Origin of the sequence: Xylanimonas ulmi, assembly GCF_004216535.1 — a bacterium.
GTDB classification, from domain to species: Bacteria; Actinomycetota; Actinomycetes; order Actinomycetales; family Cellulomonadaceae; genus Xylanimonas; species Xylanimonas ulmi.
Genome location: NZ_SGWX01000001.1, coordinates 272,333 through 288,149, shown reverse-complemented (window position 1 = coordinate 288,149; position 15,817 = coordinate 272,333). Strand labels below are relative to the sequence as shown.

Below are 15,817 nucleotides of genomic sequence, written 5' to 3'. Positions count from 1 at the left end.
ACGATGGGGAGAGCATGAGCACGCCGAGCCCGCCCGACGACGCCAACCCCGCGCCGCCCGACGCCGGCGGCCCAGCCCCGACACCCTCCGGCTGGGGCGACGTGCCCCGCTACGGGCAGTACGGCACGGGCCCCGCGGCGCCGCCGACGCCCTATGGCGGTCCCGCCGGGCAGTCGCCGTACCGCCCCCCGTCGGACCGCCCGGGCATCATCCCCCTGCGCCCGCTGACCATGGGTGAGATCTACGACGGCGCGTTCGCGGCGGTGCGGCACAACCCCGCGGTGATGCTCGGAATCGCGACGCTGGTCATCCTCATCGCGACACTCGTCGGGCTGGTCGTGGGCATGGCCCTCATCCCGGCGGTCACCAACCTGGTCGGGCCCCTCTTCGACGACCCGGCGCTGCAGGACTCGGGCCTGACCATCGGGTTCACGGTCGGCGACCTCGCCCGGACCTACGCGCTGGCGGCTGGGAACAGCCTGACCTTCATCCTCGCGGCGCCGATCGTCAACGGCATCCTGACCGTGTCGGTCAGCCGCTCGGTGCTCGGGGAGCGGGAGAGCGTGCGCCAGGTGTGGCGACGGCTCGGCCCGCGCCTGTGGACCCTCATCGGGTGGTCGCTGCTGCAGACGGCCGCGCTGCTCGTGCTGGTCTCGGCGTACACGCTCGCGGCCGCCGCACTGGTCCTCGCCGCCTGGCAGCAGTCACTGGCGCTCGCCGTCGCGCTCGGGATCCTCCTCACGATCGGCGGCCTCGTGGTGGCCGTCTGGCTCGGCACGCGCCTGGTTCTGGTGCCGCCCGCGCTCGCGCTCGAGAGCGCGGGCCTGTGGGCCACGGTGCGCCGTGCGTGGCGCCTGACGCGCCGCTCGTTCTGGCGCCTCCTGGGCATCTACCTGTTGGCCTCCATCATCGTGGGCGTGATCGCCCAGGTGGTCGCGGTGCCGCTCGGGTTGCTGGGCAGCGCCATCGCGCTGTCGGTGGGATCCTCGACGGCGGCGGTCGTGGCCACCACGGTCGTGACCACGGTCGTCTCGACGTCCATCTCGACGATCTTCCTCGCGGGCGTCGTCGCGCTGCTCTACATCGACCTGCGCATGCGGCGCGAGGGCCTCGACGTCGCACTGGCCGCCGCCGCGGCCGACAAGAGCTGAGGCCGCGGTGCTGGCGGGCGCGTGGGGCGGCATGGTGCTGACCGACGTGCCCGTCACGCCCGACCGCGACACCGCGCGTCGGTGGCTGGTCGAGGAGCTCGCCCATCCCGAGTACGCGACGCCGCCCTCGCTGCTCGAGCGGCTGTGGCGATGGTTCACGGGCCTGTTCGACACCCTGGACCCGATCGCGGCGCCGCCCTGGCAGGTGCTGCTGGGCGCCGTCGTCGTCGTCGTTCTCGTGCTGCTCGTCGCGCGCTGGGTCGCCGGGCCGGTGCGCCTGGCGCGCACACGCCGCGTCGCCGGGCCTGTCGTGCTGGACGACGACACCCGCACCGCCGCGCAGTTGCGCGCGGCCGCCGACGCCGCGGCCGCCCGCGGCGACTGGGCCGCGGCCGTCGCCGATGGGTTCCGCGCCGTCGTGCGCGGGCTTGAGGAGCGCGCCGCGCTCGACGAAAGGCCCGGGCGCACCGCCCAGGAGGCCGCGGCCGCGGCGGGAGCGAGGCTGCCCGCGCACGCTGCGGCCCTGCGCACCGCGGCGACGCTCTTCGACGACGTCGTCTACGGCGCGCACGGGGCTTCGGCCGCCGACGCCGCGTCGATGCGCGAGCTCGACGCCCACGTGCGCGCCGCCCGCCTCTCCCCCGCCGCCCTGCGAGGGCCGCGATGAGCACCGCGACCGTCGTCGGCGACGGGACCACCGCCGTCGTGCGCGCAGGCCGCCGTTGGCGGCGCGTGCGCTGGACCGCGCTGGTCCTCGCGGTGTTCGCGATCACGGTCGCCCTCCTGGTCGTCACGCGCCCGCAGACGTCCGACACGCCGTACGCCCCCGACTCGGCGGCGCCGACCGGATCGCGGGCGCTCGCGCAGGTGCTCTCGCGCCAGGGTGTCGAGGTGCGGCACGTCACGACCGTCGAGGAGGCCGTGCGCGCCGCGGAGCCGGGAACGACGCTCCTGGTGACGCCGGCGCCGCTGCTCGGCGACGACCAGGCTGCGGCGCTCGCCGACGTGCCGGCCGACCTCGTCCTGGTCGGACCGGGCGGCACACTGCTGCGCCTGGCGACCGGTGGGGCGGCCGACCTGGCGATCCTGCCCGCCGCCGGCGTGCTCGACCCGGCGTGCGACCTGCCCGCGGCGCGCGCGGCCGGCGCCGTCGCGCTCGACGCCACGCTCGAGCTCGGCGAGCCGTCGACGGGCGGCGCCGTGACCGCCTGCTACTCCGCGGGCGAGAGCGTCGCACTGGTCCAGGTGCGCGGCGACGGCGGCGACGGCGCCCGCACCGTGACCGCCGTCGGCGACCCCGCGCTGCTGCGCAACGCCAACGTGACCGAGCAGGGCAATGCGGCCCTCGCACTGCGACTGCTCGGCGAGAACGAGCGGCTGGTGTGGCTCGTGCCCGACCCGTTCGACCTCTCGACGGGCGACGGCGTCGGCGCCGGGGGCGGCGTGCTGCCCTGGTGGGCCGGGGCCGTCACCGGGTGGGCGGTGCTGTGCGCGATCGTCGTCGCGCTGTGGCGCGCTCGCCGTTTGGGACCGCTCGTGACCGAAGACCTGCCCGTCATCGTGCCCGCGGCCGAGGCGACGCGAGGGCGCGGACGGCTGTACCGGCGCGCTCGCGCCCGGGGGCACGCCGCGGCGGCGCTGCGGGCGGCGTCGGCCGACCGCATGGCCGGGCGCCTCGGCGTGCCGCGCTCCGCTGACAAGGCCACGCTCGCCGACGCCGTCGTGCGGGCGACCACCCGCGACCCGCACGAGGTCGCGGACCTGCTGTACGGACCCCCACCCGCCCACGACGCGGCGCTCGCCGCGCTCGCCCGGCGGCTCGACGAGCTGGAGAGCGAGGTTCACCGACCGTGACCCATCCCGAGGACACCACCGGCGGCCCGGAGGCGCAGACCCCCGCCGCGCCCGGAGCGCCGGATGCGGCCGTGCGCAGCGCCCTGACGAGGGTGCGCGCCGAGGTCGGCAAGGCCGTCGTCGGCCAGGACGGCGCCGTGACCAGCCTGCTCATCGCGTTGCTGTGCCAGGGCCATGTGCTGCTCGAGGGAGTGCCCGGTGTGGCCAAGACGCTCCTGGTGCGCGCGCTGGCGGCATCGCTCGACCTCGGCGCCAAGCGCGTGCAGTTCACACCCGACCTCATGCCGGGCGACGTGACCGGCTCGCTCGTGTTCGACGCGCGCACCGCGCAGTTCTCGTTCCGCGAGGGGCCGGTGTTCACCAACCTGCTGCTGGCCGACGAGATCAACCGCACGCCCCCCAAGACACAGGCGGCGCTGTTGGAGGCCATGGAGGAGCGGCAGGTCTCGGTCGACGGGTCGCCGCGCCCGCTGCCCGACCCGTTCGTCGTGGTCGCGACGCAGAACCCGGTCGAGTACGAGGGCACCTACCCGCTGCCCGAGGCGCAGCTCGACCGGTTCCTGCTCAAGGTGGTGCTCCACGTGCCGCCGCGCGAGCAAGAGGTCGAGGTCCTGGCCCGGCACGCCGCCGGGTTCGACCCGCGTGACCTGGCCGCGGCCGGGATCCGCGCCGTCGCGGGCCCGGCGGACCTTGCAGAGGCCCGGGCGCAGGTGCGCCGCGTCACCGTGGCCCCCGAGGTGCTCGGCTACGCCGTCGACGTGTGCCGCGCGACCCGCCAGTCACCGTCGCTCTCGTTGGGGGTCTCACCGCGCGGCGCCACGGCGCTGCTGGCGACCGCGCGCGCGTGGGCATGGCTCAACAAGCGTGACTACGCGACCCCCGACGACGTCAAGGCGCTCGCCCACCCGACGCTGCGCCACCGCGTCCAGTTGCGCCCCGAGGCCGAGCTGGAGGGCGTGACCGCCGAGACGATCCTGTCCTCGGTGCTCGCGACGGTTCCGGTGCCCCGGTGACCCTCACCGGTCGGGCCGCGCTGCTGGCCGTCGCCGGGATCGTGCCGGTCGCGCTGTGGCCGGCGCCCGGGACGGTCGTGATCTGGGCCGCCGTCGTCGCGCTCGCGTGCGGGGCCGACGCGCTGCTGGCGGCCTCGCCGCGGCGCGTGGCGCTCACCCGCCAGGTTCCGACGTCGGTGCGGCTCGGGCAGGGAGCGACGTGCGAGCTGACTGTCGTCAACGACTCGGGGCGCACACTGCGGGCGCTGGTGCGCGACGCGTGGCCGCCGTCGGTCGCCGCCACATCCGACGCGGAGACCTCCGACGCCGGAGCGTCCGACGCGGGGGTCTCCGACGCCGCCGGCCCTGTCGCCGCCGCGTCGGCGCGGACCGTGCGCACGGCACGCCACCGCGTCCGGCTGCGCGACGGCGACGGGACCCGCCTGGCCACGCCGCTGCGCCCGCGCCGCCGCGGGGACCGCCCCGCGGGCCCGGTCACGGTGCGCTCGTTCGGGCCGCTCGGGTTGGCCGCGCGGCAGGCCACGCTGGAGGTTCCGGTGCGGCTGCGGGTGCTGCCCGAGTTCGCCTCGCGCCGCCACCTGCCCTCCCGGCTCGCGCGGCTGCGCGAGATGGACGGGCGCTCGGCCGTGCAGGTGCGCGGCGAGGGCACCGAGTTCGACTCGCTGCGCGCCTACGTCGTGGGCGACGACGTGCGGTCGATCGACTGGCGGGCCACGGCGCGGCGCGCGGACGTCGTCGTGCGGACCTGGCGGCCCGAGCGCGACCGGCGCGTGCTCATCGTGCTCGACACCGGTCGCACGGCAGCCACCCGCGTGGGCGGCGCGGCCCCGCGGCTCGACGCCTCGATCGAGGCTGCGCTGCTGCTCGCCGCGCTCGCCGACCACGCCGGGGACCGTGTGCAGGTCCTCGCCTACGACCGCACACTGCGCGCCCGCGTGGCGGGGGCCTCGGGGCGGCGACTGCTGCCCGAGCTCGCCGACGCGCTCGCGGGCGTCGAGCCGCGGCTGCTGGAGACCGACTGGCCCGGGCTCGTGGGCCAGGTGCGCGCGCACGCGCCGCAGCGGGCGCTCGTCGTGCTGCTGACCGCGCTCGACCCCGCCGCCGTCGAGACCGGGCTGCTCACCGTCGTCAGCCAGCTCGCCGGCACACACCGGGTCGTCGTCGCGGGGGTGGCCGACGCCGAGGTGGCGGCGCTGCGCGCGGGCCGCGGGCCCGAGGCGGTCTACGACGCCGCCGCGGCCGCCCGCGGCGACCTGGAGCGGGCCGCGGTCTGCGACGTGCTGCGCCGCCAGGGGGCCCACGTGCTCGAGGCCCTGCCCGACGACCTGCCGCCCGCCCTGGCCGACGTCTACCTCGCGCTCAAAGCGGCCGGCCGCCTGTAGCCGCGCCGCGAGTCCAGCGGTCACAGGTGCGACGGCGCCTCGTGCCCGGCGTGCACGGACGGCTCCAACTGGAATGTCGAGTGCTCGACGGCAACGTCGAACCGCGTCGCGACGCACTCCTGCAGCCGGTCGAGGATCTGCGGCGCGTGCCCGTCCTGGAAGCAGGAGTCGGCCACGACCACGTGCGCCGACAGCGTCGGCAGTCCGGTCGCGACGAGTGAGGCGTGCAGGTCGTGCACGGCCACGACGTGCTCGACCTCCAGCAGCCGGGCGCGCACCTCGTCCAGGTCGAGACCGGCGGGCGTCGACTCCAGCAGCACGTTGCCGGTCTCGACCAGCAGCCGCACGGCGCGCGGCAGGATAAGCGCCCCGATGAGCAGGCCCGCGACGGCGTCGGCGCGCTGCCATCCCGTCGTGGCGATCACGACGGCCGCGACGATGACGCCGATCGACCCGAGCGCGTCGTTGAGCACCTCGAGGAACGCGGCGCGCAGGTTGAGCGACGCCGACCGCGACGCCCGCAGCACAAGCAGCGACGCGAGGTTGCCCGCCAGTCCGACGACGCCGAACACGACCAGTTCGGTCGAGGGCACCTGCGGCGGGTCCGCGAGCCGCCGGACCCCTTCGATCAGCACGTAGACCCCGACGGCGAGCAGGACGGCCGCCTGGGCGCCCGCGGCGAGCACCTCGATGCGGCGCAGGCCCCAGGTGCGCCGGGCCGTGGCCGGGCGCAGGCTCAGGGACGCGGCGGCCAGCGCCATGCCCAGCCCGGCGACGTCGGTCAGCATGTGCGCGGTGTCGACCATGAGCGCGAGCGATCCGGTCCAGAGCGCGCCCACGGCCTGCGCGACCAGGATGGCGGCGGTGATGGCGAACGCGATCGCGAGGCCGCGCCGGTGGTCGGGCGCGTGGGCGTCCGGCCCGTGCGCGTGCGCGTGCCCGCCCATCAGGCGACACCGCCGCTCATCGCACGCTCCAGCGTTCGCGCTCTCCTGCCATGCGGCGATGGTATGGCCGCGGGGCGCGGCCGGTCACCCGCTCACGCCCGGGGCGGACTCAGCCCGCCGTCGGCGCAACCGCGCCCGCGCGGTCGGTGTCCAGGTCGCCCGTCTGCCCAGCGGCGACGGCCCGCGACCCCCACACCAGCACGTAGGCCCAGAATGCGGCGAGCGCGACGGTCCCGATGGCGATCTTGAGCCACCACGGCAGCGCCGAACCGGTGACGAAGCCCTCGATCAGCCCTGACAGCGCCAGCGCCCCGGCCAGCCCGACCGCGCAGGTCACCAGGGCGCGCCCCTCCTGCGCCAACGCGGTCGCGCGCTTGCGGGGACCGGGGTCGATCATCGCCCAGAACGTCTTGAGCCCGGCGGCCCCCGCGACCAAGACCGCGGTCACCTCAAGCTGCCCGTGCGGCGCGATGAGCTGCAGGAATGTGTCGAGTTCGCCGTAGGCGGCCATCATGCCGCCGATCGCTCCGACGCTGAGCGCGTTCTGTGCGAGCACGTAGACCGGCCCGATCCCGGTGATGCCGAGCGCGACGGACTGCGCGGCGATCCACGCGTTGTTGGTCCACACCATCGCCGCGAACGAGGCGCCGGGGTCGTAGTAGGCGGCGAACGCCTCATTGACGTATTGCTCGCGCTCGGCGGGCGTGCCCATCGCCGCGAGCGCGTCCGGGTCGGTCGCCACATGCGCCCCGGCAACGATCGAGACGGCCAGGAACGCGACGACGACGCCGAGCGTCCACCACCGCACCCGGTACAGCGCCGCGGGCACCGTCCAGGCGGCGTAGCGCACAACGTCGTACCAGGCCGGGTCGTGCGCGCCGCCGACGCGGGCGCGCGCCCGCGTCAGCAGGTCGCTCAGACGCGTCACGAGCACCGGGTCGGGCGCCGCCGAGCGGATCGTCGACAGGTGGGTCGCGACCTCCTGGTAGAGGCGCACGAGCTCGTCGGCCTCGGCGCCGTCGAGCCGTCGTCGGCGCACCAGGGCGGCCAGGCGCTCCCACGCGGGCGTGTGCACGGTGGTGAAGGCGTCGAGGTCCACGCCCGTTACCCTGCCACAGGACGTCTCGTCGCCGGACGCGGCGCCGCGAGATGGCCACCGCCACCAGGGAGGCGCAGGTGCACGACGGAATCCTCATCGGCGAGGGTGTCGTGCTCGACGCGCGCCCGGCCTCGTTCTTCACCCGGGCGCTCGGCGGGCTGCTCGACGCGCTCGTGACGGTCGCGCTCCTGATCGCCGTCACGCTCGCGGCGGGGTTCGGCCTCTCGCAGATCGACGCGCGGTGGGCGCAGGCCGGCGGCGTCGCGCTCATGGTGACGGCGTTCGTCGCACTGCCTGTCACGGTTGAGACCCTCACGCGCGGCCGTTCGGTCGGCAAGCTCGCCACGGGCGTGCGCGTGGTGCGCGACGACGGCGGCCCCGTCCGGCTCCGGCACGCGCTCGTGCGGGCGCTGGTCGGCGTGGCCGAGCTGTGGCTGACCTTGGGTGGTGTGGCCCTGATCGCCTCGCTCGCCAACGCCAAGGGCAAGCGGCTCGGTGACATGGTCGCGGGCACGTACGCGATCCGCGTGCGCGGGGGCAAGGGCTGGACGTCGCCGTTGTTGATGCCGCCCGAACTGGCCGGATGGGCGCGCACCGCCGACATGCGGCGGCTGCCCGACGGCCTCGCGCTGGCGGCCCGGCGCATGATCGACCGGGCGCCGCGCCTGGCGCCCGCCTCGCGCGCCTCGCTCGCCGACGACCTGGCCGCACGCGTCGAGCCCTATGTGGCGCCCGCTCCGCCGGTGGGCACGCCGGCCGAGGCGTTTCTGCACGCCGTCCTGTACGAGCGTCGCGACCGTGAGCTGGATCGCGGCTTGCGCGACCGCGACCGCGCCGCCGAACAGTCACAGGCCCTGCACCGCCTCCCCTACGCCATTCCCGACCCGCGCACCTGAGCGCCCGCGGCGGGGTCCGCGCTCAGGCGCCCAGGTAGCGCAGCACCGCCAGGACGCGACGATGGTCGGCTGCGTCGGCCTCGAGGCCGAGCTTCGCGAAGATCGAGGCGACGTTCTTCTCGACTGCTCCGTAGGACAGGTACAGCCGCTCGGCGATGGCCCCGTTGGACCGCCCCTCGGCCATGAGGCCGATCACCTCCCGCTCGCGTGGTGTCAGGCGCGCCAGCCCCGCGTCGCCCGCCGCCGACGCCCCCATGAGCTGCGTGACCACCTCGGGGTCGAGCACGGTCTGCCCGCCGGCGACGCGGTCGAGCGCGTCGAGGAAGTCGCTCACGTCGGCCACGCGGTCCTTGAGCAGATACCCGATCCCGCCCGCCCCCGCGGCGAGCAGCTGCGCCGCGTAGCGCATCTCGACGTACTGCGAGAACACCAGCACCGGCAGCCCGGGGTGCGCCGCGCGCAGCGCCGTCGCGGCGCGCATGCCCTCGTCGGTGAACGTCGGGGGCATGCGGATGTCGGCGACGACGACGTCGGGCAGGTCGCCGCCCGCGTCCCGCAGCGCGACCTCGCGCACGAGGGCTTCGCCGTCGCCGACCGCGACGACGTCGTGCCCGCGACGGGCCAGCAGCGCGGCGAGGCCGTCGCGCAGGATCGCGGAGTCCTCGGCGATGACCACGCGCAGGCGCGTCGCGCCTTCGAGGCGGGGCGTCACGTCGGCGTGGAGGTCGGCAGCGTCACGTCGACCACCGTAGGCCCGCCCGCGGGGCTGGTCAGGCGCAGCGCGCCGTCCACTGTCGCCACCCGCTCGGCCAGCCCAGCCAGGCCGGTGTGCCGCCCGTCCTGGCCGCCCGTGACGACGACGGCGCCGCCGCGCCCGTCGTCGCGCACCCGCAGGCGCAGCGTCCGGTCGTCGACCCGCTCCAGAAGCACGTACGCCCCGCTCGCGCCCGCGTGCTTGACGACGTTGGTGAGCAGTTCGGCGACCGTGTAGTACGCGATCGACCGCACCGCGGGGGCGAGTGCCCCGCGGGCCTCGATGGTGGGGTCGACGTCGACCGTGACGGGCAGTGGGGTGCGCGCGGCGAGCGTCTCGAGCGCGACGACGAGTCCGTCGTCGAGCGCCGGTGGGTGGATGCCGCGCACGATCTCGCGCAGCTCGCCCAGCGCGTCCTTGGACGAGGCGTGGGCGGAGGCGAGCAGCTCGGCCGCGAGCGCCGGGTCGCCGCCCGCCGCGAGGTGCTCGCGCGCCTCACCGAGCTGCATGGCCACGGCGACCAGGCGCGCCTGTGTGCCGTCGTGCAGGTCGCGTTCGAGGCGGCGCAGGCGCGTGTCGGCGTCGTCGACCGCGGCGGCCCGCGCGGCGCGCAGCTGGGCCACGCGCACGGCGTTCGCCGTCGGGCCCAGCAGGCCGCGCACCAGAAGGCGGAACAGCCCGGCGAACCCCCGCGTGAGCACCGGCCAGAGCGCGAGGAGCGCGAGCCCGGCGAGCGAGACGAGCGCGATGCGCGGCGGGGTGTCGGCGAACCAGTTGGCGCCGAACGTGATGCCGCGGCGCCACGTGCCGTCGCCGGCCCGCTGGAGCGGGAGGAACCCGAGCCAGAGCCAGTAGGTGAGCCCACCGGCGCCGACGGCGAGGAACACCGTCGAGACGACGAGGCTGAGGATCGACAGCGGGAGGGCGAGCACCAGGAACAGCAGGGCGCGCCAGCCCGCGGGGTCGAACAGCCGTGCGCCGAGCGCGCGCCACCATCCGCGTGGGCGGACGAACGCGGGCGGGTGCTCGACCGGCTCGTCGAGCATTGCGCGGGCCAGCGCGCGGTGGGTGCCGCCCCATCCGCGGGCGCCCAGCACCAGCCCGCCGGGCACGATCAACCCCACCACGGTGACCAGCAGACCGGCCGACAGCGCCGGGACGAGCAGCGTGTACGCGAGCCCGAACGGCGCCATCAGGAGCATGACCCACAGGTACCCGTACGCGCGCCATGTGCGGCGCGCGAACAGCGCCGCGAAAGGTGTCCTCATGCCCTCAGCCTTCCGCGCGCCGACGCCGGCGCCCACCGGGAGCGCCGCCGTCGGCGCCGGGGGACAACCCCCGTGACGCCCTGGCGCGGCGGCGCCGCGCGGTGGGGTCAGTACCGGTAGTGCTCGGGCTTGTAGGGGCCCTCGACCGGCACGCCGATGTACTCGGCCTGCTCCTTCGACAGCTCGGTCAGGCGCACGCCCAGCGCGTCCAGGTGCGTGCGGGCCACCTTCTCGTCGAGGACCTTGGGCAGGCGGTAGACCTGGCGCTCGTACTGGCGCTCCCCCTCGGGTTTCGCGGCGTCCAGGAACAGCTCGATCTGCGCGATCGTCTGGTTCGAGAACGAGTTGGACATGACGAACGACGGGTGGCCGGTCGCGTTGCCCAGGTTGAGCAGGCGCCCCTCCGACAGCACGATCACCGACTTGCCCGCGGGGAGAGTCCACTCGTGGACCTGCGGCTTGATCTCGGTCTTGACGACGCCCGGGACCTTGGCCAGCCCGGCCATGTCGATCTCGTTGTCGAAGTGCCCGATGTTGCCGACCACGGCCTTGTCCTTCATCGCCACGATGTGCTCGGCGAGGATGACGTCCTTGTTGCCGGTCGTGGTGATGAAGAAGTCGGCCTCGTCGAGCACGTCCTCGATGCGCGCGACCTGGAAGCCGTCCATGGCGGCCTGAAGCGCGCAGATCGGGTCGATCTCCGAGACGATGACGCGCGCTCCCTGCCCGCGGAACGCCTCCGCGGCGCCCTTGCCGACGTCGCCGTAGCCCGCGACGAACGCAACCTTGCCGCCGATGAGGATGTCGGTGGCGCGGTTGATCCCGTCGGGCAGCGAGTGGCGGATGCCGTACTTGTTGTCGAACTTCGACTTGGTCACCGAGTCGTTGACGTTGATGGCCGGGAAGAGCAGCTCGCCGGCCTCGGCCAGGTGGTACAGGCGGTGCACGCCCGTCGTCGTCTCCTCGGTCACCCCCTTGATGCTGACGGCGATCTCGGTCCAGCGCAGCGGGTCGGCCTCCAGCGCGCGGCGCAGCACGTCGCGCACGACGTTCATCTCGTGCGTGTGGTCGGGCTCGCCCGGCAGCGTGTTGGGTGGCACGACGCCGGCGCGCTCGTACTGCAGGCCCAGGTGCACCAGCATGGTGGCGTCGCCGCCGTCGTCGAGGATCATGTTGGGGCCGCGGCGCTCGGCGCCGTCGTCGCCCGACTCGCTCGGCCACACGAGGATCTGCTCGGTGCAGTCCCAGTACTCCTCGAGGGTCTCGCCCTTCCAGGCGAACACGGGCACGCCGCGGGGGTCGTCGGGCGTGCCGTCGGGGCCGACCGCGACGGCCGCGGCGGCCTCGTCCTGCGTCGAGAAGATGTTGCAGGACGCCCAGCGCACCTGCGCGCCGAGCGCGACCAGGGTCTCGATGAGCACGGCGGTCTGCACGGTCATGTGCAGCGACCCGGCGATGCGGGCGCCCGCGAGCGGCTTGGACGCGCCGAACTCGGCGCGCAGCGCCATGAGGCCGGGCATCTCGTGCTCGGCGAGGCGGATCTGGTGGCGGCCGGACTCGGCCAGCGCGAGGGAGCGGACCTTGTAGCGGCCCGGGACCTCGTCGAACTGCGCGGTGGACACGGGTGTTACCTCCGAGGGACAGGTGTCGGTCAGCGTGCGCTGGGGGCTCCCGTGTGCGCTCGCGCACCAGACTACCCACCCCGGCTGCCGGGTCGCCGCGCTGGACACCGGCGGCCTCGCGCTCCCGGGGCGCGCGATGATGGCACCGATGCCCTCCTCAGCCGACACCCCGCTCTTCCCGCTGCGCACCGTGGTCCTCGGCGCGTTCGTGCCCGCCTTCCTGTTCGACGTCGGGGTGGGCGCGCTGCTGCCCGTCGTCGCGCCGACGGCCACGGCCCTGGGCTCCTCGCTCGCCGTGGCCGGCGTGGTCGCGGCCCTGCTGCCGGTCGGCACGATCGCTGCGGACCTGCCCGCCGGCGCGCTGGCCGCGCGGGTGGGAGACCGGGTCGCGATGATCCTGGCGGGAGTGGTGGGGGCGGGCGCGTTCGTCCTGGCCGCGCTGGCGACCAGCCTCACGCAACTCGCGGTCGCGGTGCTCGCGCTCGGCGCCGCGGGGGCCGTGTTCAACCTCGCGCGGCACTCCTACCTCACCGAGGTCACCCCGCCGCTGCGACGCGCTCGGGTGCTGTCGACCATGGGCGGGGTGCATCGCATCGGGCAATTCGTCGGCCCGTTCGCGGGCGCGCTCGCCATCGACCGCGTCGGCCTGGCCGGCGCGTACTGGCTCGGCGCGGTGGTCGCGCTCGCGGCCGCCGTCACCGTCGTCGTCGTGCCCGACGACGACGGCGCACGCGGCGCGACCCCCTCCCCCGCGCCCGAGCGGGCCACCCTCGGCTCGGTGCTGCGCGAGCACCGGTCGCTGTTCGCGACGCTCGGCATCGCGTGCCTGCTGGTCGGCCTGGTGCGCGGCGCCCGGCAGACCGTCATCCCGCTGTGGGGCGAGCACCTGGGCCTGGAGCCGGCGGTGGCCTCGGTCATCTTCGGCGTCGCCGGCGGCGTCGACATGCTCCTGTTCTACCCAGCGGGCAAGGTCATGGACCGCATGGGCCGAAACTGGATCGCGATCCCGTCGATGCTGCTCATGGGGGTCGCGCTGATCGCACTGCCGTTCACGGGCGGCGTCGCCTCGCTCACCGCCGTGGCGATGGCGCTCGGGTTCGGCAACGGCATCGGCTCGGGCATCCTCATGACGCTCGGCTCGGACGCCTCACCCGCGCACGGGCGCGCCCAGTTCCTCGGGCTGTGGCGCGTGCTGCAAGACACGGGCTCAGCCGCCGGACCGCTCGTGGTCTCGGCGGGCGCGGCGCTCGGCTCGCTCGCCGCGGGCATCTGGGCCGTGGGCGTGCTGAGCCCGACGGCGGCGCTGGCCCTGGCGCGCTGGGTGCCGCGCTGGACGCCGCACGCCAACCGCACGACGCGGCGCGCCGCGGGCATCCAGGTCTGAGGGGGCCTCAGCCGACACGGCGGGCGCCCACGCGCGCGGTGACGCGGTGCGCGACCTCGACCAGCCCCGCGCCCACCGCGCCCAGCCCGAGGCCGACCGCGAGGCGCATCGGGGTCACCGAGAGCAGGAACACGTGCTGGGAGACGACCGGGACCAGCACGGCCGCGGCGCCCAGGCTCGCCAGACCCACCACGAGCAGCGTCTTCCATCGGTTGAACGGGCGGGCCAGCACGCCCACGGTCCACAGCCCGATCAGCAGCACGACGATGGTCGCGACCGTGCGCGCCTCGACCGCGCTCGTGCCCGGCTCGACCACCTGCGCGACGCGGAACGCGGCATACGCCGAGGCCGCCACCAGCACGCCCACCGGCACCGCGAACCGCAGCACGCGCCGCAGGAACCCGGGCACATAGCGCCGGTGGTTAGGCGCGAGCGCGAGGAAGAACCCCGGCACGCCGATCGTCAGCGTCGAGATGAGCGTGAGCTGGATGGGCTCAAGGGGGAAGGCGCTGCCCGAGACCGCGGCGCTGAGCGCCAGCACGAGGGCGTACACGTTCTTGACGAGGAACAGGTTGGCCGCGCGCTCGATGTTCGCGATCACGCGCCGCCCCTCGGCCACGACCTCGGGCAGGTGCGCGAAGCGGCCGTCGAGCAGCACGAGTTGGGCGACCGCGCGCGTCGCGGCGGCGCCCGAGCCCATCGCCACACCGATGTCGGCGTCCTTGAGCGCGAGCGCGTCGTTGACGCCGTCGCCGGTCATCGCCACGACGTGGCCGCGGCTTTGGAGCGCGCCCACCATGGCGCGCTTCTGCTGCGGGGTGACGCGCCCGAAGACGCTCGCGCCCTCCAGCGCGTCAGCCAGGGCCTGCGGGTCCTCGGGCAACTGCGTGGCGTCCACGGCGTCGTCGGGCCCCGACACGCCCGGCACGCCGACGCGCGCGGCGACCGCGCCGACCGTGCGCGGGTTGTCGCCCGAGATGACCTTGAGCGCGACGCCCTGCTGGGTGAAGTACGCGAGCGTCCGCGCGGCGTCGGGGCGCAGGCGCTCGGCGAGCACGACGAGGGCGGCGGGCTCCAGCCCGTCGGGCAGCGCCGGCGCCACCGGCTCGGACGGCGGCACGGCGGGCCCGGGCGGCGACGAGGCGGGCTCGGGCGGCGGCGCGGCGGGCGTGCGCGGCGCGCGGGCCAGGACCAGCACCCGACTGCCGGCGGCGGCGACTTGGTGCGCGCGGGCGAGCGTGGTGCGCGCCGCCTCGCTCACCGGCCCGGGCAGCACCCGCTCGGGGGCGCCGAGCACCCAGGTCGCATCCGCGACCGAGACCGCGGCCCATTTGCGCGTCGAGGAGAACGGGACGGCCCCGATCACGGGCCACGGGCTCGGCTCGAACGCGTCCGCGATGGCGGCGCCGGTCGCGTTGGCGTCGTCGCGGAACAACCCGAGCGCGCCGGACACGTCGCCGGGCGCGCCGTCGCTCCCGACGACCTCGATCCGGTCGAACACGATGTCACCGTGCGTGAGCGTGCCCGTCTTGTCGAGGCACACCACGTCGACGCGGGCGAGTCCCTCCACGGCCGGCAACTCCTGGACCAGTGTGCTGCGCCGTGCGAGCGTGATGACCCCGAGCACGAAGGCGAGCGAGGTCAGCAGCACGAGCCCCTCGGGCACCATGCCGACGAGCGCCGCGACCACCCCGGTGAGCGCGTCGCGCCACCCTTGGTTGTCGGGGCTGCGCAACTGGCTCCACACGAGGATCGGCGCGACGACGACCATGAGCAGCGAGATCCAGCGCAGCAGCCGGTTGGTGCCCGCCTGCAGTTCGGAGCGCGTCAGCGAGAAGCGCCGCGCCTCGGCGGCCAGCCGCGCCGCATACGCGTCGGCGCCCACGCGCGTGGCCTGGGCGCGCCCCGTCCCGGCGACGACGATCGAGCCCGACCGCACCTCGTCGTGCTCGGCCTTGGGCACGGGGTCGGACTCACCCGTCAGCAGCGACTCGTCGATCTCGAGTCCCACGCTCGCCCGCACGACGCCGTCGGCGGGCACCTGGTCGCCCGCCCGCAGCTCCAGCAGGTCGTCGAGCACGACGTCCTCGATGGGCCGCTCGGCGACGACACCCTGTCGCACGGTGCGCGCGGTGGGCGCGGTGAGCATGGCCAGGCGGTCAAGGGTCCGCTTGGCGCGCACCTCCTGCACGATGCCGACCACCGAGTTGGCGACGACGACGCCGACGAACAACCCGTTCTGCCACCGTCCCGTGGCGATGATGACGCAGAACAGCGAGACGAGCAGCCCGTTGAACGGCGTCAGGACGTTGGCCCGGACGATCTGCCCGATCGTGCGGCTCGGCAGCCGCGCCGCGGTGTTGGTGCGACCGTCGGCGACACGCTCGGCGACCTGGGCGGCGCTCAGTCCGTCGAGGGGGGTGAGTGCGACGTCCACGACGTGAACC

13 protein-coding genes are annotated in these 15,817 nt (G+C 75.3%); 7 read left to right on the top strand and 6 right to left on the bottom strand.

The features are described from left to right. The first annotated feature begins 14 nt into the window (after positions 1–14). The 5 genes from EV386_RS01225 to EV386_RS01205 are packed head-to-tail and all read left to right on the top strand — an operon-like array spanning position 15 to position 5,400. Positions 15–1,151 carry a glycerophosphoryl diester phosphodiesterase membrane domain-containing protein gene (locus EV386_RS01225; protein WP_130411595.1) on the top strand — a complete coding sequence of 379 codons (1,137 nt, stop codon included), beginning with the start codon at positions 15–17 and terminating at the stop codon, positions 1,149–1,151. A 7-nt stretch (positions 1,152–1,158) separates the two neighbouring features. Beyond that, positions 1,159–1,818: a DUF4129 domain-containing protein gene (locus tag EV386_RS01220; RefSeq protein WP_242607775.1), complete on the top strand. Its 660-nt coding sequence runs from the start codon at positions 1,159–1,161 to the stop codon at positions 1,816–1,818. Further along, entirely contained in the window at positions 1,815–3,005 is a 1,191-nt protein-coding gene (locus EV386_RS01215) for a DUF4350 domain-containing protein (protein ID WP_130411593.1), read from the top strand. Before EV386_RS01220 ends, EV386_RS01215 begins: the two co-directional genes overlap by 4 nt. Beyond that, on the top strand, positions 3,002–4,018 hold the full coding sequence (locus EV386_RS01210) for an AAA family ATPase (protein ID WP_130411591.1): 1,017 nt from the start codon (positions 3,002–3,004) through the stop codon (positions 4,016–4,018). The genes EV386_RS01215 and EV386_RS01210 overlap by 4 nt, the downstream gene beginning before the upstream one ends. Then, a complete protein-coding gene (locus EV386_RS01205; protein WP_130411589.1) occupies positions 4,015–5,400 on the top strand; it encodes a DUF58 domain-containing protein in 1,386 nt (461 codons plus the stop codon). Before EV386_RS01210 ends, EV386_RS01205 begins: the two co-directional genes overlap by 4 nt. A 20-nt stretch (positions 5,401–5,420) precedes the next feature. On the opposite strand, the gene EV386_RS01200 is transcribed toward EV386_RS01205, so the two are convergent. Further along, positions 5,421–6,347, bottom strand: coding sequence for a cation diffusion facilitator family transporter (locus EV386_RS01200; RefSeq protein ID WP_130411587.1), 927 nt, complete (start codon positions 6,345–6,347; stop codon positions 5,421–5,423). Between the two features lie 109 nt (positions 6,348–6,456). Continuing rightward, entirely contained in the window at positions 6,457–7,446 is a 990-nt protein-coding gene (locus tag EV386_RS01195; RefSeq protein WP_130411585.1) for a stage II sporulation protein M, read from the bottom strand. Between the two features lie 77 nt (positions 7,447–7,523). Here EV386_RS01195 and EV386_RS01190 point away from each other — a divergent pair, with 77 nt between their 5' ends. After that, positions 7,524–8,342, top strand: a complete 819-nt coding sequence (locus EV386_RS01190; protein ID WP_130411583.1) for an RDD family protein — start codon at positions 7,524–7,526, stop codon at positions 8,340–8,342. Positions 8,343–8,364: 22 nt separating this feature from the next. Here the strand turns inward: EV386_RS01190 and EV386_RS01185 are convergent, their stop codons facing one another. The 3 genes from EV386_RS01185 to ahcY form a co-directional block, all read right to left on the bottom strand. Continuing rightward, positions 8,365–9,024: a response regulator transcription factor gene (locus tag EV386_RS01185; protein WP_130416694.1), complete on the bottom strand. Its 660-nt coding sequence runs from the start codon at positions 9,022–9,024 to the stop codon at positions 8,365–8,367. Between the two features lie 26 nt (positions 9,025–9,050). Next, positions 9,051–10,364: a sensor histidine kinase gene (locus EV386_RS01180; RefSeq protein ID WP_130411580.1), complete on the bottom strand. Its 1,314-nt coding sequence runs from the start codon at positions 10,362–10,364 to the stop codon at positions 9,051–9,053. A 107-nt stretch (positions 10,365–10,471) separates the two neighbouring features. After that, on the bottom strand, positions 10,472–11,986 hold the full coding sequence (ahcY, locus tag EV386_RS01175) for an adenosylhomocysteinase (RefSeq protein WP_130411578.1): 1,515 nt from the start codon (positions 11,984–11,986) through the stop codon (positions 10,472–10,474). A 148-nt stretch (positions 11,987–12,134) separates the two neighbouring features. On the opposite strand from ahcY, the gene EV386_RS01170 reads away from it, so the two are divergent. Then, positions 12,135–13,370 carry an MFS transporter gene (locus EV386_RS01170; protein ID WP_242607773.1) on the top strand — a complete coding sequence of 412 codons (1,236 nt, stop codon included), beginning with the start codon at positions 12,135–12,137 and terminating at the stop codon, positions 13,368–13,370. A 7-nt stretch (positions 13,371–13,377) separates the two neighbouring features. Here the strand turns inward: EV386_RS01170 and EV386_RS01165 are convergent, their stop codons facing one another. Then, entirely contained in the window at positions 13,378–15,807 is a 2,430-nt protein-coding gene (locus tag EV386_RS01165) for an HAD-IC family P-type ATPase (RefSeq protein ID WP_130411574.1), read from the bottom strand. Between the last annotated feature and the right edge of the window lie 10 nt (positions 15,808–15,817).